This window comes from Streptomyces sp. NPDC058195 (assembly GCF_042883525.1).
Taxonomy (GTDB): domain Bacteria; phylum Actinomycetota; class Actinomycetes; order Streptomycetales; family Streptomycetaceae; genus Streptomyces.
In genome coordinates, this window is the sequence record NZ_JBHVVM010000044.1 from 1 (window position 1) to 21197 (window position 21197).

The 21197-nt window shown below is 73.0% G+C and carries 17 protein-coding genes; 5 read left to right on the forward strand and 12 right to left on the reverse strand.

What is annotated here, in order from left to right:
- Positions 1-350 precede the first annotated feature (350 nt).
- On the reverse strand, positions 351-1358 hold the full coding sequence (locus ACFVWY_RS33530; RefSeq protein WP_389878697.1) for a stage II sporulation protein M: 1008 nt from the start codon (positions 1356-1358) through the stop codon (positions 351-353).
- A 124-nt stretch (positions 1359-1482) separates the two neighbouring features.
- Between ACFVWY_RS33530 and ACFVWY_RS33535 the strand changes: the two genes are divergently transcribed.
- Complete coding sequence (locus ACFVWY_RS33535; RefSeq protein WP_389878698.1) at positions 1483-2484, forward strand: RDD family protein; 1002 nt, start codon at positions 1483-1485, stop codon at positions 2482-2484.
- On the opposite strand, the gene ACFVWY_RS33540 is transcribed toward ACFVWY_RS33535, so the two are convergent.
- The 8 genes from ACFVWY_RS33540 to ACFVWY_RS33575 all read right to left on the reverse strand — a co-directional run bounded on the left by ACFVWY_RS33540 (position 2481) and on the right by ACFVWY_RS33575 (position 10777).
- On the reverse strand, positions 2481-3092 hold the full coding sequence (locus ACFVWY_RS33540) for a hypothetical protein (protein ID WP_389878699.1): 612 nt from the start codon (positions 3090-3092) through the stop codon (positions 2481-2483). The two genes, ACFVWY_RS33535 and ACFVWY_RS33540, sit on opposite strands and share 4 nt — an antisense overlap.
- A 165-nt stretch (positions 3093-3257) precedes the next feature.
- Positions 3258-4715 (reverse strand): adenosylhomocysteinase, encoded by a 1458-nt coding sequence (gene ahcY, locus ACFVWY_RS33545; RefSeq protein WP_389878700.1) that lies wholly within the window; start codon positions 4713-4715, stop codon positions 3258-3260.
- A gap of 292 nt (positions 4716-5007) precedes the next feature.
- Positions 5008-6006: a cation diffusion facilitator family transporter gene (locus tag ACFVWY_RS33550; protein WP_389878701.1), complete on the reverse strand. Its 999-nt coding sequence runs from the start codon at positions 6004-6006 to the stop codon at positions 5008-5010.
- 87 nt (positions 6007-6093) lie between these two features.
- Positions 6094-7287, reverse strand: a complete 1194-nt coding sequence (gene manA, locus ACFVWY_RS33555; protein ID WP_389878702.1) for a mannose-6-phosphate isomerase, class I — start codon at positions 7285-7287, stop codon at positions 6094-6096.
- A 123-nt stretch (positions 7288-7410) separates the two neighbouring features.
- Complete coding sequence (locus tag ACFVWY_RS33560) at positions 7411-8544, reverse strand: SIS domain-containing protein (protein WP_389878703.1); 1134 nt, start codon at positions 8542-8544, stop codon at positions 7411-7413.
- 50 nt (positions 8545-8594) lie between these two features.
- On the reverse strand, positions 8595-8777 hold the full coding sequence (locus ACFVWY_RS33565) for a Trm112 family protein (RefSeq protein WP_389878704.1): 183 nt from the start codon (positions 8775-8777) through the stop codon (positions 8595-8597).
- Positions 8778-8879: 102 nt separating this feature from the next.
- Positions 8880-10250: a phosphomannomutase/phosphoglucomutase gene (locus ACFVWY_RS33570; protein ID WP_389878705.1), complete on the reverse strand. Its 1371-nt coding sequence runs from the start codon at positions 10248-10250 to the stop codon at positions 8880-8882.
- Between the two features lie 149 nt (positions 10251-10399).
- Positions 10400-10777: a DUF3499 domain-containing protein gene (locus ACFVWY_RS33575; protein WP_389878706.1), complete on the reverse strand. Its 378-nt coding sequence runs from the start codon at positions 10775-10777 to the stop codon at positions 10400-10402.
- Between the two features lie 321 nt (positions 10778-11098).
- On the opposite strand from ACFVWY_RS33575, the gene ACFVWY_RS33580 reads away from it, so the two are divergent.
- Positions 11099-11527, forward strand: coding sequence for a metallopeptidase family protein (locus tag ACFVWY_RS33580; protein ID WP_389878707.1), 429 nt, complete (start codon positions 11099-11101; stop codon positions 11525-11527).
- A gap of 218 nt (positions 11528-11745) precedes the next feature.
- On the opposite strand, the gene ACFVWY_RS33585 is transcribed toward ACFVWY_RS33580, so the two are convergent.
- The 3 genes from ACFVWY_RS33585 to ACFVWY_RS33595 form a co-directional block, all read right to left on the reverse strand.
- Complete coding sequence (locus ACFVWY_RS33585; RefSeq protein WP_389878708.1) at positions 11746-13269, reverse strand: DUF5719 family protein; 1524 nt, start codon at positions 13267-13269, stop codon at positions 11746-11748.
- Positions 13266-17093: a glycosyltransferase gene (locus ACFVWY_RS33590; protein ID WP_389878709.1), complete on the reverse strand. Its 3828-nt coding sequence runs from the start codon at positions 17091-17093 to the stop codon at positions 13266-13268. Before ACFVWY_RS33590 ends, ACFVWY_RS33585 begins: the two co-directional genes overlap by 4 nt.
- A 285-nt stretch (positions 17094-17378) precedes the next feature.
- Positions 17379-17642: a WhiB family transcriptional regulator gene (locus ACFVWY_RS33595; protein WP_030927001.1), complete on the reverse strand. Its 264-nt coding sequence runs from the start codon at positions 17640-17642 to the stop codon at positions 17379-17381.
- Between the two features lie 706 nt (positions 17643-18348).
- Between ACFVWY_RS33595 and ACFVWY_RS33600 the strand changes: the two genes are divergently transcribed.
- The 3 genes from ACFVWY_RS33600 to ACFVWY_RS33610 are packed head-to-tail and all read left to right on the forward strand — an operon-like array spanning position 18349 to position 21189.
- Positions 18349-18849, forward strand: coding sequence for a cysteine dioxygenase (locus tag ACFVWY_RS33600; protein WP_389878710.1), 501 nt, complete (start codon positions 18349-18351; stop codon positions 18847-18849).
- A gap of 43 nt (positions 18850-18892) precedes the next feature.
- A complete protein-coding gene (gene cofD, locus ACFVWY_RS33605) occupies positions 18893-19849 on the forward strand; it encodes a 2-phospho-L-lactate transferase (RefSeq protein WP_389878711.1) in 957 nt (318 codons plus the stop codon).
- A complete protein-coding gene (locus ACFVWY_RS33610; RefSeq protein WP_389878712.1) occupies positions 19846-21189 on the forward strand; it encodes a coenzyme F420-0:L-glutamate ligase in 1344 nt (447 codons plus the stop codon). The genes cofD and ACFVWY_RS33610 overlap by 4 nt, the downstream gene beginning before the upstream one ends.
- Positions 21190-21197 lie beyond the last annotated feature (8 nt).

A 21197-nucleotide genomic window follows, 5' to 3' on the forward strand; every position in this document is an offset into this window, starting at 1 on the left:
AGTTCCTCGCTTCCGCGATTCCCTTTCCAGCGGTTCCAACCTTACCAGACTCTTTTCGTTCCGTTTCCGGTCCGAATTTCAATTCCGGTGACCTGTTGGAAGGTCTTTGCCTTTCGGCTGATCCGACTTTATCAGAAACATTCGGCCGGAAAATCGGCTTCATGTTGTGAAGTGAGGGATCAATGGCTCCGCGGAAATTTCATTCCCGTCGAGAGCGAGGTAGACGTTATCCGTTGGGATCGAACTTGTCCAGTTCGACTCAACCCGTAAAATCTACCTCCCCACGTCGGCCATGTCAATGGCTTTTGTGGCAAGGAGCAGACTAGCAGGTCAGCGGGGTGGGTCGCACATCAGGCGGCTACCGGGAGCTGGGCGCTGCGTTCCGCGGGATCGAGGTCGCCGTCGTCACCAGCCCGTGCGGCACGGCCGCCCAGGACGTACACGTAGGCGAGGAAGGCCAGCTCGGCCACGATGCCGATGGTGATGCGTCCCCAGGTCGGGAGGCCGGAGGGGGTGACGAAGCCTTCGATGACACCGGAGACGAAGAGGACCAGCGCGAGTCCGAGGGCCATCCCGATCGCCGACCGGCCCTGTTCCGCGAGGGCCGCGCGCCGGGTGCGGGGGCCCGGGTCGATGACCGTCCAGCCGAGGCGGAGCCCCGTACCCGCGGCGACGAAGACCGCGGTGAGTTCGAGCAGGCCGTGCGGGAGGATCAGGCCCAGGAAGGTGTCGAGCCGGCCGGCCGAGGACATCAGGCCGATGCCCACCCCGAGGTTGAGCACATTGGTGAAGAGGATCCAGATCACCGGGATTCCGAGGAACGCTCCCAGGACCAGGCACATGGCCGCGGCCTGGGCGTTGTTCGTCCAGACCTGGGCGGCGAACGACGCCGCGGGATGGCTGGAGTAGTAGCTCTCGTACTCTCCGCCCGGACTGGTCATGCGGCGGAGGTCGTCCGGGGCGCCGATGGCCGACTGGACCTCGGGGTGTGTGCCGATCCACCACCCGATGACCGCCGCCAGCACGGTGGAGAGCACGGCCGTGGGTATCCACCAGTACCTGGCCCGGTAGACGGCGGCCGGGAATCCGGCGGTGAGGAAGCGGACGGCGTCGCGCCAGGAGGCTCGGCGGGTACCCGTGACCGCGGCGCGGGCCCGTGCCACCAGCGGGGTGAGACGGGCCGCGAGCAGTGGGTCCGGGGCGCTGGACTGGAGGAGGGAGAGATGGGTGGCCGTGCGCTGATAGAGCTCGACGAGTTCGTCCGCCTCCGTGCCGGTGAGCCGACGGCCGCGGCGCAGGAGATGGTCCAGGCGGTCCCACTCGGCGCGGTGGGCGGTCACGAAGACATCGAGGTCCATGGTCGGCGTCTGCTTCCATGCGTGGTGCGTACGGGTGCGTACTGCGGCGGCGCGCTGCGGGTCAGCTTGGCAGACTGAGGCCCCGAGGGGCAGGGACGTTCGGCGAAGGGCGGGGGGGGCGGCGATGAGCGAGCTGGTGACGGGGGACGCGGTCGTTCTGGGGTTGCGGCCGGCGAAGCTGCCGAGCCGGGCTCTGGCGGTGGTCATCGACCTCGTGGTGGTGGGGGTGGCGTTCGTCCTGGTGTCGGTCGGGCTGGCGGTCTCGACGGCGACGCTGGACGAGGCGGCGCTCGCGGCGGTGTCGGTGGCCTCCTTCCTGTTGGTGCTGGTGGGCGGGCCTGTGGCGGTGGAGACGCTCAGCCACGGGCGCTCGTTGGGGAAGCTGGCGTGCGGGCTGCGGGTGGTGCGGGACGACGGGGGGCCGATCCGCTTCCGGCACGCGCTGGTGCGCGGGGCCGTGGGGTTCGTCGAGATCCTGATGACCCTGGGGGCCGTCGCGTGTGTCGCCTCGCTGGTGTCGGAGCGGGGGCGGCGTCTTGGTGACGTGTTCGCGGGGACGCTGGTCGTACGGGAGCGGCTGCCCGCGGGGCGGGCGGCGTTCGTGCCGCCTCCTCCGCCGTGGCTGGTCGGCCGGTTCGCGGGGCTCGATCTGTCGGCGGTGCCGGACTCCACGTGGCTGGCCGTACGGCAGTGCCTGACCCGCGTGCATCAGCTGGATGCGCGGGTGGGGCAGGCGATGGCGGAGCGGCTGGCCGGGGAACTGGCGGGACGGACCGGGGCTCCGGTGCCGGAGGGGGTGCCTGCCTGGGCGTATCTGGCGGCGGTCGTGAACGAGCGGCAGACGCGGGAGGCCCAGCGGGCGTACGCCGCCGCGCGGAACGGTTCGGCGGGGGTGGGGGGACAGCGAGCCGGGGAACTGCCCGTGGGCGGAGCGCCGGTGGTGGGCGGGGGCCCTGAGGGGGCCGGAGGTCCAGCGAAGGGAGAGGTTCCGGTGGCGGGCGGGGGCCCTGGGGTGGCCGGGGGGCCGGCGAAGGGAGAGGTTCCGGTGGTGGGGGGTACTGCTGGTGGGGCGATGGAAGGTGGAACGGTGCCACCTGCCGCTACGGGGTTCGTGCCGCCTGCCTAACGCGGGGAGGGCGGGGAGTCCAGGTCTTCGAGTTCGACGCCCGGGGCCGCGAGAACCACGTCACCGGCGAGGTGGATGGTGTGCTGCTCGCCGGTGTCCAGGGCGCTGACCTGGTATTCGTCCACGGTCAGGGGGCCGTTGTCAGTGGTGTGCGTTTCACTGTTCACCAGGGCCCAGGACTGGTCGACGGTGCGGGGTGCGAGGACCGGGTCGGTGAAGGCGACCAGGCGGACGCGCGTCGCGGGGGAATCGGGGGTGAGGCGCAGCAGTCGTGCGGTGGCGACGAGGAATGCGGGCGAGGTGCCGGTGAAGGCGTGGGCGCGGACGTTGCCTTCGGTGGCGTGGGTGCCGGCCGGGTCGGCACGGACCCAGGTGACGCCGTCGAGGGCGGCGCCGCGGACCTGCCAGCTCGCGGTGTGCAGTTCGAGGCGGATGGGGCGGCCGAGATCGTCGAGGGTGAGGTCGAGGGAGCCGAGGTGGTCGCCGGAAGGAGTGGTGGTCCGGGAGAGGTAGCGCCAGCCGGAGGGGCCGGGCGCGCAGTGGAAGTGCTCTTCACCGAGGGGGGTGTGATCGTGGAGATCGTGGAGCGAATATCGGCCGCGGGGCATGGGGTCCTTCGGGGTTCCTCGGGCTGAGCGGGCGCGGGACGGGAGCAGGCCCCCGGCACGGGGGTGCGGGGGCCTGCTTTCGTAGCCGCTGGAGCCGTTCCGTCCGTCGGGCCGGTCGTCACCGGCGTGTGGTGGCGGGTGCGGTCGCCGACGACGGGGTCGGGATCAGTAGCGGTAGTGGTCGGGCTTGTACGGGCCGTCGATCTCGACGCCGATGTACGCGGCCTGCTCGGGGCGGAGCGTCGTGAGCTTCACGCCGAGGGCGTCGAGGTGGAGGCGGGCGACCTTCTCGTCCAGGTGCTTGGGCAGCACGTAGACGTCGGTCGGGTACTCCGCGGGCTTGGTGAACAGCTCGATCTGGGCCAGGGTCTGGTCCGCGAACGAGTTGGACATGACGAACGAGGGGTGGCCGGTGGCGTTGCCCAGGTTCAGCAGGCGGCCCTCGGAGAGCACGATGAGGACCTTGCCATCGGGGAAGGTCCAGGTGTGGACCTGCGGCTTGACCTCGTCCTTGACGATGCCCTCGATCTGGGCGAGACCGGCCATGTCGATCTCGTTGTCGAAGTGGCCGATGTTCCCGACGATGGCCTGGTGCTTCATCTTGGCCATGTCGGAGGCCATGATGATGTCCTTGTTGCCCGTGGTGGTGACGAAGATGTCGGCCTGGCCGACGACATCGTCGAGCGTGGCGACCTGGTAGCCGTCCATCGCCGCCTGCAGGGCGCAGATCGGGTCGATCTCCGTGACGATGACCCGGGCGCCCTGGCCGCGCAGGGACTCCGCGCAGCCCTTGCCCACGTCGCCGTAGCCGCAGACGACGGCGGTCTTGCCGCCGATCAGGACGTCCGTGGCGCGGTTGATGCCGTCGATCAGCGAGTGGCGGCAGCCGTACTTGTTGTCGAACTTGGACTTGGTGACGGCGTCGTTGACGTTGATCGCCGGGAAGAGGAGGGTGCCGTCGCGGTGCATCTCGTACAGACGGTGCACACCGGTCGTGGTCTCCTCGGTGACACCGCGGATCTCGGATGCCAGCCGCGTCCACTTCTGCGGGGACTCGCCGAGGGTGCGGTTGAGCAGCGTGAGGATCTGGGCGTACTCCTCGCTGTCCGCGGTCGACGGGTCCGGGGCGGCACCGGCCTTCTCGAACTCGACGCCCTTGTGGACGAGGAGGGTGGCGTCACCACCGTCGTCGAGGATCATGTTCGGGCCGCCGGTGGGGCTGTTCGGCCAGGTCAGGGCCTGCTCCGTGCACCACCAGTACTCCTCCAGCGTCTCGCCCTTCCAGGCGAAGACCGGGAGGCCCGCCGGGGCGTCCGGGGTGCCGTTCGGGCCGACGGCGATGGCCGCGGCGGCGTGGTCCTGGGTGGAGAAGATGTTGCAGGAGGCCCAGCGGACCTCGGCGCCGAGGGCGACCAGGGTCTCGATCAGCACGGCCGTCTGCACCGTCATGTGCAGCGAGCCGGTGATCCGGGCACCGGCCAGCGGCTGCGTGGCGGCGTACTCCTTGCGGATGGACATCAGGCCGGGCATCTCGTGCTCGGCGAGGGTGATCTCCTTGCGACCGAAAGCCGCGAGGGAGAGGTCGGCGACCTTGAAGTCCTGTCGGTTGGCGACCGTCGTCATAACGGGCTGCTCCTCGTAATGGGGTCGAGGCGGGCACGGATGGCTCTGCGGCGGCGGGCACACGAATGCCCGGGACGCTCGCAGCGCAGTCCGTCGGAGGCCCTCTCTCCCTCGGCCGGTCCGAGCGTTCGGACCGATCGACCGCCATCAGCAGCGACGTCTGACACTGCCGTCGAATCTACACCGGTCGGCCGGTCCGCTCCCAGTCCGCCCGGGGCCAGGGGCGGCCGGAAACGGCGGAAAGCGGCCGGTACCGGCCGGAGAGGGGCGGGGCCGGGAAGGGCCGGGGATCTCAGTGGCCGGAGTCGGCCGGGGGCTTCGGATCGGTGCCGGGAGTGCCGCCCGGGGCCTTGGCGGGGTTGACGCCCGCCGCGGCGGCGGACTCGCTGTAGATATCCGGTTCCAGGTAGATGACCCGGGCGATCGGGACGGCCTCGCGGATGCGGTTCTCGGCGGCGTTGATGGCGTTGGCCACCTCGGTGGCCGTGTCGTCGTGCTGGACCGCGATCTTGGCGGCGACGAGCAGCTCCTCCGGACCGAGGTGGAGCGTACGCATGTGGATGACGCGGGTGACGGTGTCGCCGTCGACGACCGCGGCCTTGATCTTCTCGACCTCGTCGGTACCGGCGGCCTCGCCGAGCAGGAGGGACTTCGTCTCGGCGGCGAGCACGATCGCGATGATGATCAGCAGGACGCCGATGCAGAGGGTGCCGATGCCGTCCCAGACACCGTCGCCGGTCGCGAGGGAGAGGCCGACGCCCCCGAGGGCGAGCACCAGACCGATCAGCGCGCCGAAGTCCTCCAGGAGGACGACGGGGAGCTCGGGGGCCTTGGCCCGGCGGATGAACTCCCGCCAGGACAGCGAACCGCGGGTCGCGTTGGACTCCTTGATGGCCGTGCGGAAGGAGAAGCCCTCGGCGATGATCGCGAAGACGAGCACGCCGACCGGCCAGTACCAGGCCTCGATCTCGTGCGGGTTCTTGATCTTCTCGTAGCCCTCGTAGACCGCGAACATGCCACCGACCGAGAAGAGGACGATGGAGACGAGGAACGCGTAGATGTACCGCTCGCGGCCGTAGCCGAAGGGGTGCTGGGGGGTGGCTTCGCGGCGGGCCTTCTTGGCCCCGAGCAGCAGGAGGCCCTGATTGCCGGAGTCGGCGACCGAGTGGACGCTCTCCGCGAGCATCGACGACGAACCGCTGAACAGGAACGCCACGAATTTGGCCACCGCGATCGCGAGGTTGGCGCCCAGTGCCGCCACGATCGCCTTGGTTCCGCCTGACGCACTCATCGGTGCCTGGTGTCCCTTCGTTGGTGCCGCGCCCTCGGCGCCGCGTTACGGCCGGACATTGTTGCAGCAGTCGGGACGGGTGATGCGTCAGGCCACCACTGTGGCACGGAACAGGGTTCCCGTACCGGATACTTCGACCATTTCGCCCGAGGGTACGAAGGCGGAGGTGCCGGGGGTGAGGTCCAGCGGGCCCGCCTTCACGGTGCCCGCGGTGCAGAGCAGGATCTGCGGGGTGCCGCGGGTCAGGTCGACGGGGGCCGCGCCGGGGCTGAGTCCGTAGCGGGAGAGCCGGAACTCGTCGACGGGCGTCTCGTACAGCTCCTCGCCGGAGGCGGCGGCCTCGGGGCGCAGGATGCCGGGCTCGGCCGCCTCGAAGCGGACGATGCGCAGCAGCTCGGGTACGTCGATGTGCTTGGGCGTGAGTCCGCAGCGCAGCACGTTGTCCGAGCTGGCCATGATCTCGACGCCGAGGCCGGAGAGGTAGGCGTGCGGCACGCCCGCGCCGAGGAACAGGGCCTCGCCGGGCCGGAGTTCCACGTAGTTCAGCAGCATCGCGGCGAGGACGCCGGGGTCGCCGGGGAAGTGGTGGGCGATCCGGGCGTACGGGGCGTACGGGCCGCCGAGGCGCTCGGCGGCCGCGGCGGCCCGGTGCACCGTCACGGCCGTCTCCGCGGGGTCGGCGCCGAGGATCGCGGTGAGGACCTCGCGCAGGGCGGCCTCCTCGGGGCGGGCGCCGAGCAGGTCGGCGTACGGCTTCAGGGCGTCGACGCCCAGGGCGGACATCACCTCGGCCGACTCGGCGGGGCGGCGGAAGCCGCACAGGCCGGTGAAGGGGGTGAGCGCGCAGATCAGCTCTGGCTTGTGGTGGGCGTCCCGGTACGTGCGGTGCGGGGCGTCGACCGGGACGGACCGGCGCTCCTCGTCCTCGTATCCCCGCCGGGCCTGGGCGGGGTCGGGGTGGACCTGGAGGGAGAGCGGGGCCCCGGCCGCGAGGAGCTTGAGGAGGAAGGGCAGGCGGGGGCCGAACTTCTCGACGGTGGCCCGGCCCAGTTCCCGCTCGGGGTCGGCCGCGATGACGTCGGTGAGGGACTGCCGGGGGCCGGTTCCGGTGCTAGCGGGCGGGCCGGCCGTCGGGCGGGTGAGGAGCGAGGGGGCGCCGGGGTGGGCGCCCATCCACATCTCGGCCTGGGGTTCACCGGTGGGGGCGGTGCCGAGCAGTCCGGGGATCGCGGTGGTGGAGCCCCAGGCGTACGGGCGCACGGTGTTGACGAGCCGGTCCATGGTGTTCGTCCTTGTGAAGTGCGTGGAGCGGAAGCCGTGGCACTGGCGGGTGCGCGGGGTGGGTCTGCGGGTCCTGGTGTGGAGGGTGCAGGAGTCAGGCGTCGGCGCGGGGGCCCGCAGGTGTCAGGCGTCGGTCGCGGAGGCGAGTGCGAGGTAGACGGCGGCGAAGTCGGTGACCGCGAGCAGCTCGGCGAGGGCTTCGAGCCCGGTGCCCTCCTCGGGTTCGAGTTCGCTGATCGCGGTGTCGTGGCCCAGGGCCAGTTCGCGGGCGGCGGGGGCCGCGCTCAGTCCGCCGGTGGGGCGGTCGCGGAGCAGGACGACGCGGACGTGCAGCGGGTCCGGCTCGTCGACCCGGTCGCGGAAGAAGTCGTCCGGGTCGGCGGCCGCGGCGAGGCGGCCCGCCAGCAGGGTGCCGTGGGCGGGGAGCGCCTCGGGCAGTTCAGCGGCGAGGGCCGGGCGGCCGGCCAGCTCGGCCAGGACGGCGGCGAACCTGCGGCCGACCGGGGCGGCGGCGCCCTCCGTCCAGATGAGGGGAAGGCTGTCGGCGAGCTCGGCCGCGAGGGTCTTGGCCGGGTTGCCGTAGGTGGCGATGGCCGGGCCGCAGCGTTCCGCCGTCCGGTCCAGGCGGTCGGCGACGCGCTGCAGCTCCTCGGCGGAGGCGGTGAGCAGGCCGACCCGGTCCAGCAGAGCGAGCAGCGGGGTGAACAGCGCCCAGAGGGTGCCGGGGCCCGCGGCCGAGGTCTCGGCGTCGTACTCGCCGTGCGGGGCGGTGGCCATCGGTACGAGGAGTCCGCGCGCCCCGTCGATCGTCTCGCGCAGCGGTGACCGGCTCGGGGCGACGGCGACGACGCTGCTGCCCCGGCGGTACGCCTGTTCGGCGAGGAGGGCGAGGCCGGGCTCGGAGCCGTCCGCCGTGACGATCAGCAGCAGGTCCATGGCCCCGGCCCAGCCGGGCAGCGCCCAGCGCATCGCGCCCGCGGCGGGGGCCACCCCGGTGGGGTGGATGCGGCTGACGGGCGCGGAGGCACCGGCCAGGGCGGCGATCAGGTCGGCGACGCCGGAGGCGGCGGTGCCGGACCCCGCGACGAGTACGGCGCGGGGGCGGCCCTCCGGGGTCAACGCGGCGATCCCGGCCTCGGTGGCGTTCCGGGCGGCGGTACGGACCCGGGCCCCGGCCTCGGCGGCGCCGCGGAGCAGGCCGCGGCGGTCGGCCCGCGCCAGGGCCTCTGGGGCGTCGAGCAGTGACTCGTCGAGCATGGGGAGGGTCCTCCGATCACGTGCTGCCACCGTGCGGGGTACGGGCTCCGTTACGCGGGGCGGCGGGCCTCGTCGACGAGGAGGACGGGGATGCCGTCCCGTACCGGGTAGGCCAGCCCGCAGCCGTCGCCGGTGCAGACCAGCTCGGGGGTGTCGGCCGCCGTCCGGTCGTCGAGCGGAGAGTGACAGGCCGGGCAGGCGAGGATCTCCAGGAGGCCGGCTTCGAGCGGCATGGTCGGTTCCCTTCGGGCAACGGATCGGGCCACGTCAGCCTACCGCCGCGGGGCGGGGGGTGCGGGGCGGGGCGGGGGTGCCCGGAGGACACCCCCGGGGCGTCAGGACCCGGCGCGGACCAGGGCCAGCACGTCGTCCCGTACCGCCGTCATCGTCGGTTCGTCGCGGGCCTCGACGTTCAGCCGGAGCAGGGGTTCGGTGTTGGAGGGCCGGAGGTTGAACCACCAGTCGGGGCCGGTGACCGTCAGGCCGTCCAGCTCGTCGGTGGTGACGCCGTCGCGGGGCGCGTAGGCGGCGCGTACGGCGGCGGTGCGGGCCTGCTGGTCGGCGACGGTGGAGTTGATCTCGCCGGAGCCGGTGTAGCGGTCGTACCGGGCGACCAGTGCGGAGAGGGGGCCCGGCTGTCCGCCGAGGGCGACCAGGACGTGGAGGGCGGCCAGCATGCCCGTGTCGGCGTTCCAGAAGTCGCGGAAGTAGTAGTGCGCGGAGTGCTCGCCGCCGAAGATCGCGCCGTGCTCGGCCATCTCCGCCTTGATGAAGGAGTGTCCGACGCGGGTGCGGACCGGGGTGCCGCCATGCTCCCGGACGACCTCGGGGACCGAGTGGGAGGTGATCAGGTTGTGGATGACGGTGCCCTTGCCGCCGTTGCGGGCCAGTTCGCGGGCGGCTACCAGGGCGGTGATCGCGGACGGGGAGACGCCCTGGCCCCGCTCGTCGACGACGAAGCAGCGGTCCGCGTCGCCGTCGAAGGCGAGGCCGAGGTCGGCGCCCTCGGCGACGACGCGGGCCTGGAGGTCGACGAGGTTCTTCGGGTCGAGGGGGTTGGCCTCGTGGTTCGGGAAGGTGCCGTCGAGCTCGAAGTACATCGGTACGAGGTCGACGGGCAGCCCGGCGAAGACGGTGGGGACGGTGTGGCCTCCCATGCCGTTGCCCGCGTCGACGACGACCTTCAGCGGGCGTACGGACGTCAGGTCGACCAGGGACAGCAGATGGGCCGCGTAGTCGGCGAGCGTGTCGCGTTCGGTGACGGTGCCGGGGGTGGCGACCGGTTGCGGGGCAGCTGTCCCGGACCACTTCTCGACCAGGGCGCGGATCTCCAGCAGCCCGGTGTCCTGGCCGATGGGCGCGGCGCCCGGCCCGCAGAGCTTGATGCCGTTGTACCGCGCCGGGTTGTGCGAGGCGGTGAACATCGCGCCGGGGAGGCCCAGGCTGCCCGAGGCGAAGTAGAGCTGGTCGGTCGAGCAGAGGCCGATGAGGGTGACGTCCGCGCCGCGGGCGGCGGCTCCCCGGGCGAAGGCCCCCGAAAGGCCGGGCGAGGAGGGGCGCATGTCATGGCCGATCACGATCGCGTCCGCGCCCAGCACCTCGGCGAACGCCGCCCCGAACTGCTCGGCGAGCGCCTCGTCCCATTGGTCGGGCACCACTCCGCGCACGTCGTACGCCTTCACGATCTGCGCCAGATCAGCAGCCACGGGCCGGTCCTCCTGAGGTTTCTGCGGTCCGCCCAACCTACCGGTGCGTTCACATACACCGTGCTCAGGGAGGTACCAGGAGGTGACAGGCCGGAAGAACCGAGGGCCGGAACGCCAGGGGCCGGAACGCCAGGGGCCGGGGCCCGGGGTCAGGAGTCGGGGGAACGCAGCACCCGCAGGTGGCCGCGGCGCGCGACCTCCATCGGATCGGCGGCGTGCGGGCCCATGCCACGGGTGTCGGCCGGGCGCTCCTGCGGACGCGCCGCTTCGCGTACGGCGTTGGCGAGCGCTTCGAGATCATCGCCGCTGGGGCGGGTGGGAACGGAGGGGTCGGTGAGCCGGACGACCTCCCAGCCACGTGGGGCCGTCAGCCGCTCACTGTGCTCGGCGCAGAGGTCGTAGCAGTGGGGCTCGGCGTAGGTGGCGAGCGGGCCGAGGACCGCAGTCGAGTCGGCATAGACGTACGTCAGTGTCGCGACGGCAGGGCGGCCGCACGCGGTGCGCGAACAGCGACGTACAGGGCTCACGATATTGGACGTTACCGCACTCTTGAGCGGGCTGCGACGACCCTCCCCCAGGTCACCCCGCTGTGTCGCCCCGTCAGGCCCCGGGCAAGCGCCTTCCGGACAGTTCTCCTGACCTGCGAAGAGGCGGGGAATCACCGGCCCGACCAGCCAGGAAGCCGGTCTCCGTTCCCTGCGAAAGCCGTCATGCAGCATGAGATCAGCGATCAGGAGCGGGGCTGGAAACGAGCCCCTGGTTGGCCGGATTGTTCAGGATTGGACATGCCGTTGCCCTGGGCCGGTCCCGCCCCCTCGGCCCGCGCGGAGGGTTACCCTGCGTCAGTGATGGACAGCCCCGTACCGCCCCTCCCGCCTGAGCCGCGCCCGCGCCACCGCGACCGTCACGGCCGCGGTATGCGGGGGCCCGTCGCCCCGCCCCAGGTGCCGCTCTCGGTCAGCAGGGCGGAGAGCTTCCGCGATCTGGTGCAGGACTCGGTGGAGCGGCTGGAACGGCGCTGGCCGCAGCTGGCCGATGTCGACTTCGTGGTGCTCGACGTGCCGGTCACGCAGGAGGAGTCCGTGCCGCTGGGGCAGTCGCTCTCCGCGGCGAAGGACCGGCCCGCGCAGATCGTGGTCTACCGGCGGCCGGTCGAGATCCGCGCCAAGAACCGCGAGGAGCGTGCCCTGCTCGTCCACGAGGTCGTGGTGGAGCAGGTCGCGGAACTGATGGGGCTGGCCCCGGAGTCGGTCGACCCGCGGTACGGCCAGGAGTAGCCGGGTACGGCAGAGGGGCGGGCCGGACGTGCCGGTCCCGCCCCTCTCGCGCGGCTCTAGGGCCTCTCGTTTGGATCATGCCGGGCTCGCGGGGGCCGGCACGCACATCTGCCGCGTTGTCGTCAGTCACCGACGCTCCGCGTCGGCTCCTTCCTCCGCCTTGCAGCTGCACGCACCAGCCCCCGCTCCCTGATCCAGCCTGATCCAAACGAAAGACCCTAGTCGTCGAGGACCGAGAGGTCCTGCCGGGCGGCCGGTACCTCGACCGTGCCCCGGTCGTCGGGGAGGGTCTGCACGGTGAACATCCGCACCCCGCCCTGCGGGAGGGTCAGCGTGCGGGAGGCGTGCACCGGGCCGCCGGACTCCGTCTCGACCGTCAGCGCGTAGGCGCCCTTGAGACCGGACGGTACGGGCGGGTCGACCTCCAGTGTCGTACCGGCCTTGACGGTGTACTTCTTGACGGCCTGTTCGCCGCCCTTGCTGCCCGCCGACGCGGTGACCTTCACGGTGGCGTCGGCCGTCGGCGCGGTGAGCGAGAGGACCGAGCCCTTGTCCCGGTTGTCGGCCACGGTCGCCCGCGCGCCCACCGGGGCGGTGGCCGGGATGTAGCCGACCTCCTGCTTGTCGCCGGTGCCGCGGACCACGCGCAGGGCGGCGACCACCGGGGTGTTCTTCCCGCTCTGGACGGGGACCAGGAGCAGGGATCCCGGCTGGCCCTTGGTGATGTCCTTCAGGTCGACGCTCGCGGTCATCCGCGACTTGACGTGGACGGACTCGTGGCCGACCGGGGAGATGGCGCCGGTCTGGCCGAGCAGCCGCACCTTCAGGTCGGCGTCGTCGTCGCCGGGCGCGAAGACCACCAGGCGGACGGAGGTGGCGTCCTTGGGGATACCGGGGAGCACCAGGGTGCCCGTCGGGTTGGTGGAGGCGGACAGCCAGTCGCTTCCGGCCGTCTCGTCCGCGGCCCTGACGACGGCGCCGACGCGTCCGGTGCGGGTGGTGACGTGCACGGTGACGTCGTCGGTGGCCTGGCTGGTCAGCGTGGAGATCAGGACCGGCACGCTGGAGCGGGCGGGCACCGTGATGCCCTCGCCGACATCGGACTTGAGGGAGCCCTCCGGGCCGTACAGCTCGATGTCGGCGACCGCGGCGGTGTCGTCCGGATTGGTCAGGTGGACGTAGTCCTCGCGGGACTTCGCGGTGCTCGCGGCCGGGAACCAGAAGCTGGTGTCGGGCGCCGTGCAGCTGACGCCGAGGAGGCCGCGGCCGTTGCCCGCCTCGACCACGGTGGTCTGCTGGGCGGTCCAGCCGGGGGCCAGGCGGCCGGTGGCGGTGCCGACCAGGGCGGGGGTGCTGGCACCGGCCGCCTCCGCGGTGACCGGCTTGCCGGGCTCCTTGAGCGCGAGGACCGGCTTGCCGGGGTCGTCCTTCTTCTTCTCCTTGTCCTTGCCGTCGCCCTTCTTGCCCTCGTCGGGGTCGGCCGCGGTGGACTTGAGCAGTTCGGCCGTGCCGGCCGGGCCGTCGCCGCCGCCCGCCGGGACGACGGAGGTGTACGTCGTCTCCGAGAGCGGCGAGAGGCCGGGGGACGGGCAGACCAGGCTGGTCCGCTCGACCGGGAGCCGGGCGGCGGCCTTCGCCGGGGCCGCGTCCGCGGTGCCGCCGGGTGCGGTGAGCGCGGCGAAGGCGGTGACGGCGGCAAGGGCGGCGGCGCCCGCGATGAGGGACATGCTGGGGGACTTCACTCGGACTCGCCTCGCGATGCGTTGCCGGTCGGCCACGGGTTCTGGCCCGGGGTCGGGTTCTCGTCGTGCGGCTGGGGGACCTGCGGGTCGTACGGGGCCTGCGGGGCGCCCTGCTGCCCGTACGGGTCCTGCGGGTCGTAGCCCTGGGGGGCGGCCGGGTAGCCGTAGGGGTCGTAGGACTGGGTGCCCTGCTGCCCGTACGGGTCGGCGGCGAGGTGGTCCTGCGCGGTGCCGTACGGGTACGGCTGCTCGGCCTGGTACGGCTGCTCGGGCTGGTACGGCTGCTCGGGCTGGTACGGCTCGCCCTGGTACGGCTGCGGGTAGCCGGTGTCCTGGTACTGCGGGGTTTCCCAGGTGCCGTACGGCTGCTGCTGCTGCGGGATCTGCGCGTAGTCGTCCGGCCCGTCACCGCCGTGCTGCTGCGCCTGGGGCTCAGGCGGGTGCTCAGCCTGGTGCTCCGGCTGCGGCTGGGGTCCGGCGGGCGGGTAGTCCTGCGCCTGCTGGGCCGGGATGTACGCCTCCGCCTGGTCCCCGGCCGGTTCGGCGCCGGTCGCGGCCTCCGCCTCGGCGGCGGCGCGCAGCCTGCGGGCCCGGCGCCCCTCGCCCGCGACCGGCTCCGCGGGAACGGGGGCGGTCTCCTCGGGCAGGTCGTCGTCGATCTCCCGGCGGCGGCCCGGCAGGGCCAGCACCAGCAGGACGACGGCGAACGCGGCCTGCGTCCAGATCCAGGCGGTGTGGGTGAACGGGGTGTCGTACGTGAGGTCCAGCGTGCCGCCCTCGGCGGGCAGCTCGAAGCCCTGGGCCCAGCCGTCGACGGTCTTCGGCGTCAGCGCCCGGCCGTTCAGCGTGGCCTTCCAGCCGGAGTCGGCGGTGTCCGCGATCCGCAGCACCCGGCCGGAGCCGCCCGCCGGGATCCTGGTGTGCGCCTCGACGGCGAGGGAGCCGACGGGCAGGTGCTCGCCGCCGGTGCCGGACGGGACGATCATGACGCGGGCGACCTGGCGCTCCACCCGCCACAGCGCGCTGCCGTCCAGCTGGCTGAGCCGGCTGAGCCCGGGGGTCGCGTCCAGGACCCGGCTCATCTCCTTGGGAGCGCCGTCGCGGACCAGGACGTACCGGATCGCGAAGCCGCTGAGCTGGCTGCCCTGGTCGGCTCCGGAGCCCGCGACCAGGTTGGCGACGACCTTGTCGAGGTGGCTGTTGCTGCCGCCCGCCTCGGTCAGTTCGGCGTCGCCGAGCTGACCGCCGGAGCCCCGGACCAGGGTGTACGCGACGGTGCCGGGCGAGGTGCCGCCGAGGACCAGGGTGCGCGGCTGGTCACGGGTGGCGCTCTCCTCGGCCACGAAGGCGGGCACCTGGACCGGGTCGCGGCGCTCCAGCGGTCCGTCGGCGCCGCCGATCATCCAGCCCGCGGCGGCCAGCACGGGGGCGAGCCCGGCGGCGAGGGCGATCAGCGCGGCGACCGGCTGGCGCCAGCCGAAGCTCAGCTCGGCGACGCGGATGCGGGCGCCGTCCGCGCCGACGAGCGCGGCGGAGATCAGCGCGGCACCGTAGACGAGCGTGGCGGGCCCGGCCCAGTGCGATCCGTTGGCCAGGGCCGCGAAGGCCAGGGCCACCAGCGCGACCGCCCAGGCGGTGCGGACCGCGAACTGCCGCTCTCCGCGCAGCAGCGCGGCCAGCGCGGCCAGCACGATGCCGAGCAGCAGCACCCCGCCCGCGGCCTTGGGACCGCCGGGGCTGATGCCGAGCAGGTCGAGCGCGGAGGCCGCGCCCGTACCGATGTCCAGTCCCGCTTCCGTGAAGAAGCGGGACGGCTCGGTGAGCAGCGAGAGCGACCAGGGCGCGAGGACGAGCAGCGGGGTGCCGGCCACGGCCAGGAAGCGGAGCCCGTAGGCGGTGATGTCGTCGCGGCGCAGGGCGAGGACGGCGAGGCCGAGGACCACGGCGAGCGGCCAGACGATCGGCGTGAACGCCATCGTGAAGGTGAGGAGCAGGGTGTACGCCCAGGTGGCGCGCCAGCTGCCGCGGGCCCCCTTGGCGGCCCGCAGGCCGTGCGCGGAGACGGCGGCGCGGGCGATCAGCGGGAGCAGCACGGCCAGGACCGCGGTGCCGAGCCGCCCGGTCGCCAGGGCGCCGGTCGCGGCGGGCAGGAAGGCGTACGCGATGCTCGCCCAGGCGCGCAGGAGCCGCGAGGGGAGCAGCGGCCGGGAGGCGAAGTACGCGGTGAGCCCGGCGAGCGGTACGGAGCAGACCAGCAGCAGCGTGAGCGCGAAGCCGGTCGAGCCGAGGAAGAGCGCGGACAGGGCCGCGAGGACGGCGAGGTAGGGCGGTGCGGTCTGGGTGCCGCCGGTGTTGACGGCGTGCCAGGCGTCCGCGTACCGGTCCCACAGGGCGGAGGCGTCGGCGGGGGCGGGCAGCAGTGCGCCGCCGGTCAGCGCCCCGCCGCCGAGGAGGTCGCGGCAGGCGACGAGCGAGACGAGGAGGAGTACGGCGAAGAGCACCGGGCCCGGTTTGCGGCCGATCCGCTTGAGCCGGGCGAACTGCTCGATCTCCAGGAAGTCCGCGTCGTCGCCGCCGGGGCCCGACTCGACGGCGCCGTGCCGGGAGCCGGTGTCGGCGTCGGAGCCGCTGCCGAGGTTTCCGGCGACCTGCTCGAAGGTGGCGCGGACGGTCGCGCCGGGCGGCGGGAAGAGACCGCGCAGCTCGGCCTGGTCGACGGCGCCCTTGCCGCGGGCCCGCCGGGCGGTGAGGACGCGGCCGGGGCGCAGCAGGGTGCCGAAGAGTCCGGCGACCTCGTCGAGTGCCTGGCCGGGGACCTTGCCGACGAGGTAGGCGAGGGTGCGCAGCAGGGTGCCGACGACGAGTCTGAGCAGCACCCAGGGCAGCACCTTGGCGCGGGCGTTGACGAGCATCGTGTAGGCGGCACCGGCCTTGTCGACGCGGTGCGGGGAGGTGACGGAGCGCCCGGCGCAGTCGATGGGGCGGCGTTCGCGGGCGGCGGCCTCGGCGTGGCGCAGGACGGCGTCGGGGGCGATGAGCACCCGGTGTCCGGCGACGTGCGCGCGCCAGCACAGGTCGACGTCGTCACGCATCAGGGGGAGCCCGCGGTCGAAGCCGCCGAGCTCCTCCCAGACGTCACGGCGGATCAGCATGCCCGCGGTGGAGACGGAGAGCACGGTGCGGACCTGGTCGTGCTGGCCCTGGTCCTGTTCGCGGCGGTCGAGGCCGGTCCAGCGGCGGCCGCTGTTGGCGATGGAGACGCCGACCTCCAGCAGCTGCTTGCGGTCGTACCAGCCGCGGAGCTTGGGGCCGACGATCGCGGCGTGCGGGTCGTTCTCGACGACGCGCAGGAGTTCGGCCAGGGCGTCGGGCGCGGGGGCGCAGTCGTCGTGGAGCAGCCAGAGCCACTGCACGGGTTCGCCGTGCGGCAGTTCGGGCATCTCGTAGGCGTCGTCGCGCCAGGCCCTGGTGACGGGATCCCAGCCGCTGGGCCGCTTCAGGTACGGCAGGTCCTCGGGGGTGAGGACGCCAGCCGTGCGGGTCGCCTCGTCGACGGCGGTGCCGAAGCTCGTGCGGCGTGCGAGGTGCAGGACGCGGTCGGCGCCGAGCGCCTCGGTGACCAGCCGCGCGGAGTCGTCGGCGCTGCCGGTGTCGGCGGCGACGGCGTTCTGTACGGGTCGTTCCTGTCCCAGCAGCCCGGCGAGTGCGTCGGGCAGCCAGCGCGCGCCGTCGTGGGAGACGAGCACGGCGGTGACGACGTGCCGGGGGAACTCGGGGGCGGTGGCGGCCGCGTACGGCGCCGCCGATTGGCTGTGCACGGACATCGAGGTACGGGCCCTCCGGCCGGATCCGGGGGCGTCTCCCCGGGGGCTGCTCGGTGTACGCGCGCGCCCTGGCGGGGCGTTGGCGCGTCTCGGACGGGGCCCCACACTAACGGTACGGATCACCCGGGTGGCGCCGAGCGCGGGAACGGGGCGGTGCCGGAGCGGTGTGCGGGTACGGCGACGGCCCGTCACCTGCGGGCGGGGTGCAGGGGCGGGCCGTGGTCGGTACGGGAGCCGGGCGGTGGCCGTCACGGGAGGGCGGCCGGTACTAGAGGGTGACCCGTCTCATACGGCGGCCTTCTTCAGGCGGCGCCGTTCGCGCTCCGACAGGCCGCCCCAGATCCCGAAGCGTTCATCGTTGGACAGGGCGTATTCAAGGCATTCGGACCGGACCTCACAGGCGAGGCAGACCTTCTTGGCCTCGCGGGTCGATCCGCCCTTCTCGGGAAAGAAGGACTCGGGGTCGGTCTGGGCGCACAGTGCGCGCTCCTGCCAGCCGAGCTCCTCGTCCGCGTCCTCGACCAGCAGTTGCTGGAACAGCTCGGTCATGTGCGCCCCTCGTCTGTCTCTTGCGTCCCCGTGATGCAGCCGTTACTGATCGCGGCCGAACGACACGAGTGAAATTACAAGTGTGTAGCTCCAGACCAGTCAAGCGAGGTTCTGCTATTGGCCCGGGTATTCACCCTGCGGAACCAAACCTAGGCGGAAAGTGTGCATATAACCAAAAACCTGACATATGCCACTGCCCCTTCCCCGCCCCCGCTTCTCACCCAGTGAGACGAGCGAAACCGCCTCGATGTTTCGATTCGATCACCGAAGCGATCAGGATCACATTCGGGTCACGGGGCCTCAAGAACGTTCGGGGCGCGGTCGATGCGCCCCGCCTCCGCCGCCGCGACCGAATGAACCTTTCTGCGGCCGGGGCAACCGGACAGGTGAACCCATGCCCGGCAATCCGGGCATCAGGTTGACAGCGGCCGATCCGGCCGGTCACCCTCGACGCATGCCAGCGACCGCCGCGATGTACGCCGCCCACGTCCGTGGGTTCCGCACCGCTGCCCGGATTCGCTGTTGCTGTTCCAGCTGTCACAGCTGTTGATGCCCCCGGGCCCCGGTCCTGATCCGGCCCCTCCCGCAGCACTCTCTCCGCACCCTCGCGCAGGGCTTCCGCCCCTCCCTCCGCGCTCCCCGCGCGGTCGGCGCCGTGGTCCCCGCGCCCCGCACACGCCCCCCATGCCGAGGAATCACCGCATCCATGAACAGCGACAGCGACCTCCAGATCGCCGGCGACCTCCTTGAGGTCCAGCACCTCCTGCGGCCCGCCCGCGAGCACCCCGTGACCGTGGCGGAGTTCGCCGGGCTCGCCCGCTCCGTCGCCGCCGACCGCGCCCGCTGGGAGCCGCTCGTCCGGTACGACACCGCCAGCCGCTGGTATCACCGGCTGGACACCGGGCCCGGCTACGAGCTCTGGCTGCTCAGCTGGGTGCCTGGTCAGGGCAGCGGACGCCACGACCACGGGCCGTCCTGCGGAGTGCTGACCGTCCTGGACGGCCGGCTGACCGAGCGCACCGGGCGCGCCGTCCGTTCCCTGGCCCCCGGGGCGCAGCGGGTCTTCGCGCCCGGCTATGTGCACGAGGTCGTCAACGACGCGCTCGAACCGGCCGTGAGCCTGCACATCTACTACCCGGGGCTCACCGAAATGCCGATGCACTCCGCGCGGTGCGCCTCGGCGGCGGCGGACGCCGTGACCGCCTGACACCACGGCCACGACGGCCGGTGGCGCCTGACAGACTGTCCGCATGCGCATTGTGGTTCTGGCCGGCGGTATCGGTGGTGCTCGTTTCCTGCGCGGCCTCAAGCAGGCCGCGCCCGACGCGGACATCACGGTGATCGGCAACACCGGCGACGACATCCATCTGTTCGGGCTGAAGGTCTGCCCCGACCTCGACACCGTGATGTACACCCTCGGCGGCGGCATCAACGAGGAGCAGGGCTGGGGCCGTACGGACGAGAGCTTCCACGTCAAGGACGAGCTCGCGGCGTACGGCGTGGGCCCCGAATGGTTCGGGCTCGGCGACCGCGACTTCGCGACGCACATCGTCCGTACCCAGATGCTCGGCGCGGGCTACCCGCTGAGCGCCGTCACCGAGGCGCTCTGCGCGCGCTGGAAGCCGGGCGTCCGGCTGCTGCCGATGTCCGACGACCGGGTCGAGACCCATGTCGCGGTCGACTTGGACGGCGAGCGCCGGGCCGTCCACTTCCAGGAGTACTGGGTGAAGCTGCGCGCCTCGGTCGACGCGCGGGCCGTCGTGCCGGTCGGCGCCGAGCAGGCCAAGCCCGCCCCGGGCGTCCTGGAGGCGATCGCCGAGGCCGATGTGATCCTCTTCCCGCCGTCCAACCCCGTCGTCTCGGTGGGCACGATCCTCGCCGTGCCCGGGATCCGGGAGGCGATCGCCGAGGCCGGGGTGCCGGTCGTCGGCCTCTCCCCCATCGTCGGGGACGCTCCGGTGCGCGGCATGGCGGACAAGGTGCTCGCCGCGGTGGGCGTGGAGTCCACGGCCGCGGCCGTGGCCGCGCACTACGGCTCCGGGCTGCTGGACGGCTGGCTCGTCGACACGGTGGACGCCGGGGCGGTCGCCGGGGTGGAGGCCGCGGGCATCCGCTGCCGCGCCGTGCCGCTGATGATGACCGATGTCGACGCGACGGCCGAGATGGCCCGTCAGGCGCTGGCCCTGGCCGAGGAGGTACGGGCGTGAGCACCGGCGGCGGCCCGGAGGCGGTCGGCACGGGCGCCGGTGAGGCACCCGCGTACCGGGTCTGGGCGCTGCCCGGGATGCCCGAGGTGCGGGCCGGGGACGATCTGGCGAAGCTGATCGCCGTCGCCGAGCCGCGGCTGGCCGACGGCGACGTCCTGCTGGTCACGTCGAAGATCGTCTCCAAGGCGGAGGGCCGGACCGTCGAGGCGGCCGACCGCGAGGCCGCGATCGACGCCGAGACGGTGCGGGTGGTGGCGCGGCGCGGCACGCTGCGGATCGTGGAGAACCGGCAGGGCCTGGTCATGGCCGCGGCCGGCGTCGACGCCTCGAACACCCCGGCGGGGACGGTACTGCTGCTTCCCGAGGACCCCGACGCCTCGGCGCGGGCGATCCGCGACGGGCTGCGGGAGACGCTCGGGGTCGAGGTCGGCGTCGTCGTCACGGACACCTTCGGACGCCCCTGGCGCAGCGGGCTGACCGATGTGGCGATCGGGGCGGCCGGAATCCGGGTGCTGGACGATCTGCGCGGCGGCACCGACACGTACGGCAATCCGCTGAGCGCCACCGTGGTCGCCACCGCCGACGAACTGGCCGCCGCCGGGGATCTGGTCAAGGGCAAGGCCGCGGGGCTGCCGGTGGCCGTGGTGCGCGGGCTCGGCCAGGTGCTGGACCCGGCGGATTCGGCCGGGGCGAGCGCGCTGGTGCGGGGCGCGGCCGACGACATGTTCCGGCTCGGTACGTCGGAGGCGGTGCGGGAGGCGGTGAGCCTGCGGCGCACGGTGCGCGCGTTCACCGACGGTCCGGTGGACCCGGGTGCGGTGCGGCGGGCCGTGGCGGCGGCGGTGACGGCGCCCGCGCCGCATCACACGACGCCGTGGCGGTTCGTCCTGCTGGAGTCCGAGGGGTCGCGGACCCGGCTGCTCGACGCGATGCGGGAGGCGTGGATCGCCGATCTGCGCCGGGACGGCAAGAGCGAGGAGTCGATCGCGAAGCGGGTGCGGCGCGGCGATGTGCTGCGCCAGGCGCCGTATCTGGTGGTGCCGTGCCTGGTGATGGACGGCTGCCACACCTACGGGGACGCGCGGCGGGACACCGCGGAGCGCGAGATGTTCGTGGTCGCGGCGGGGGCCGGGGTGCAGAACTTCCTGGTGGCGCTGGCGGGCGAGCGGCTCGGCTCGGCGTGGGTGTCCTCGACGATGTTCTGCCGTGACGTGGTGCGCGAGGTGCTGGACCTGCCGGAGGCGTGGGATCCGCTCGGTGCGGTGGCGGTGGGGCATCCGGCGGCTCCGGCCGCGGACCGGCCGGGGCGGGACGCGGAGGACTTCCTCACGGTCCGCTGAGACGCGGG

Bases quoted from the DNA above. Each gene is read 5' to 3' on its own strand.
- cofD (WP_389878711.1), top strand. From the start codon at position 18,893: ATGCGCATTGTGGTTCTGGCCGGCGGTATCGGTGGTGCTCGTTTCCTG.
- ACFVWY_RS33565 (WP_389878704.1), bottom strand. From the start codon at position 8,777: ATGCCGCTCGAAGCCGGCCTCCTGGAGATCCTCGCCTGCCCGGCCTGT.
- ACFVWY_RS33590 (WP_389878709.1), bottom strand. From the start codon at position 17,093: ATGTCCGTGCACAGCCAATCGGCGGCGCCGTACGCGGCCGCCACCGCC.
- ahcY (WP_389878700.1), bottom strand. From the start codon at position 4,715: ATGACGACGGTCGCCAACCGACAGGACTTCAAGGTCGCCGACCTCTCC.
- ACFVWY_RS33530 (WP_389878697.1), bottom strand. From the start codon at position 1,358: ATGGACCTCGATGTCTTCGTGACCGCCCACCGCGCCGAGTGGGACCGC.
- ACFVWY_RS33595 (WP_030927001.1), bottom strand. From the start codon at position 17,642: ATGACCGAGCTGTTCCAGCAACTGCTGGTCGAGGACGCGGACGAGGAG.
- manA (WP_389878702.1), bottom strand. From the start codon at position 7,287: ATGGACCGGCTCGTCAACACCGTGCGCCCGTACGCCTGGGGCTCCACC.
- ACFVWY_RS33540 (WP_389878699.1), bottom strand. From the start codon at position 3,092: ATGCCCCGCGGCCGATATTCGCTCCACGATCTCCACGATCACACCCCC.
- ACFVWY_RS33600 (WP_389878710.1), top strand. From the start codon at position 18,349: ATGAACAGCGACAGCGACCTCCAGATCGCCGGCGACCTCCTTGAGGTC.
- ACFVWY_RS33550 (WP_389878701.1), bottom strand. From the start codon at position 6,006: ATGAGTGCGTCAGGCGGAACCAAGGCGATCGTGGCGGCACTGGGCGCC.
- ACFVWY_RS33560 (WP_389878703.1), bottom strand. From the start codon at position 8,544: ATGCTCGACGAGTCACTGCTCGACGCCCCAGAGGCCCTGGCGCGGGCC.
- ACFVWY_RS33535 (WP_389878698.1), top strand. From the start codon at position 1,483: ATGAGCGAGCTGGTGACGGGGGACGCGGTCGTTCTGGGGTTGCGGCCG.
- ACFVWY_RS33580 (WP_389878707.1), top strand. From the start codon at position 11,099: ATGGACAGCCCCGTACCGCCCCTCCCGCCTGAGCCGCGCCCGCGCCAC.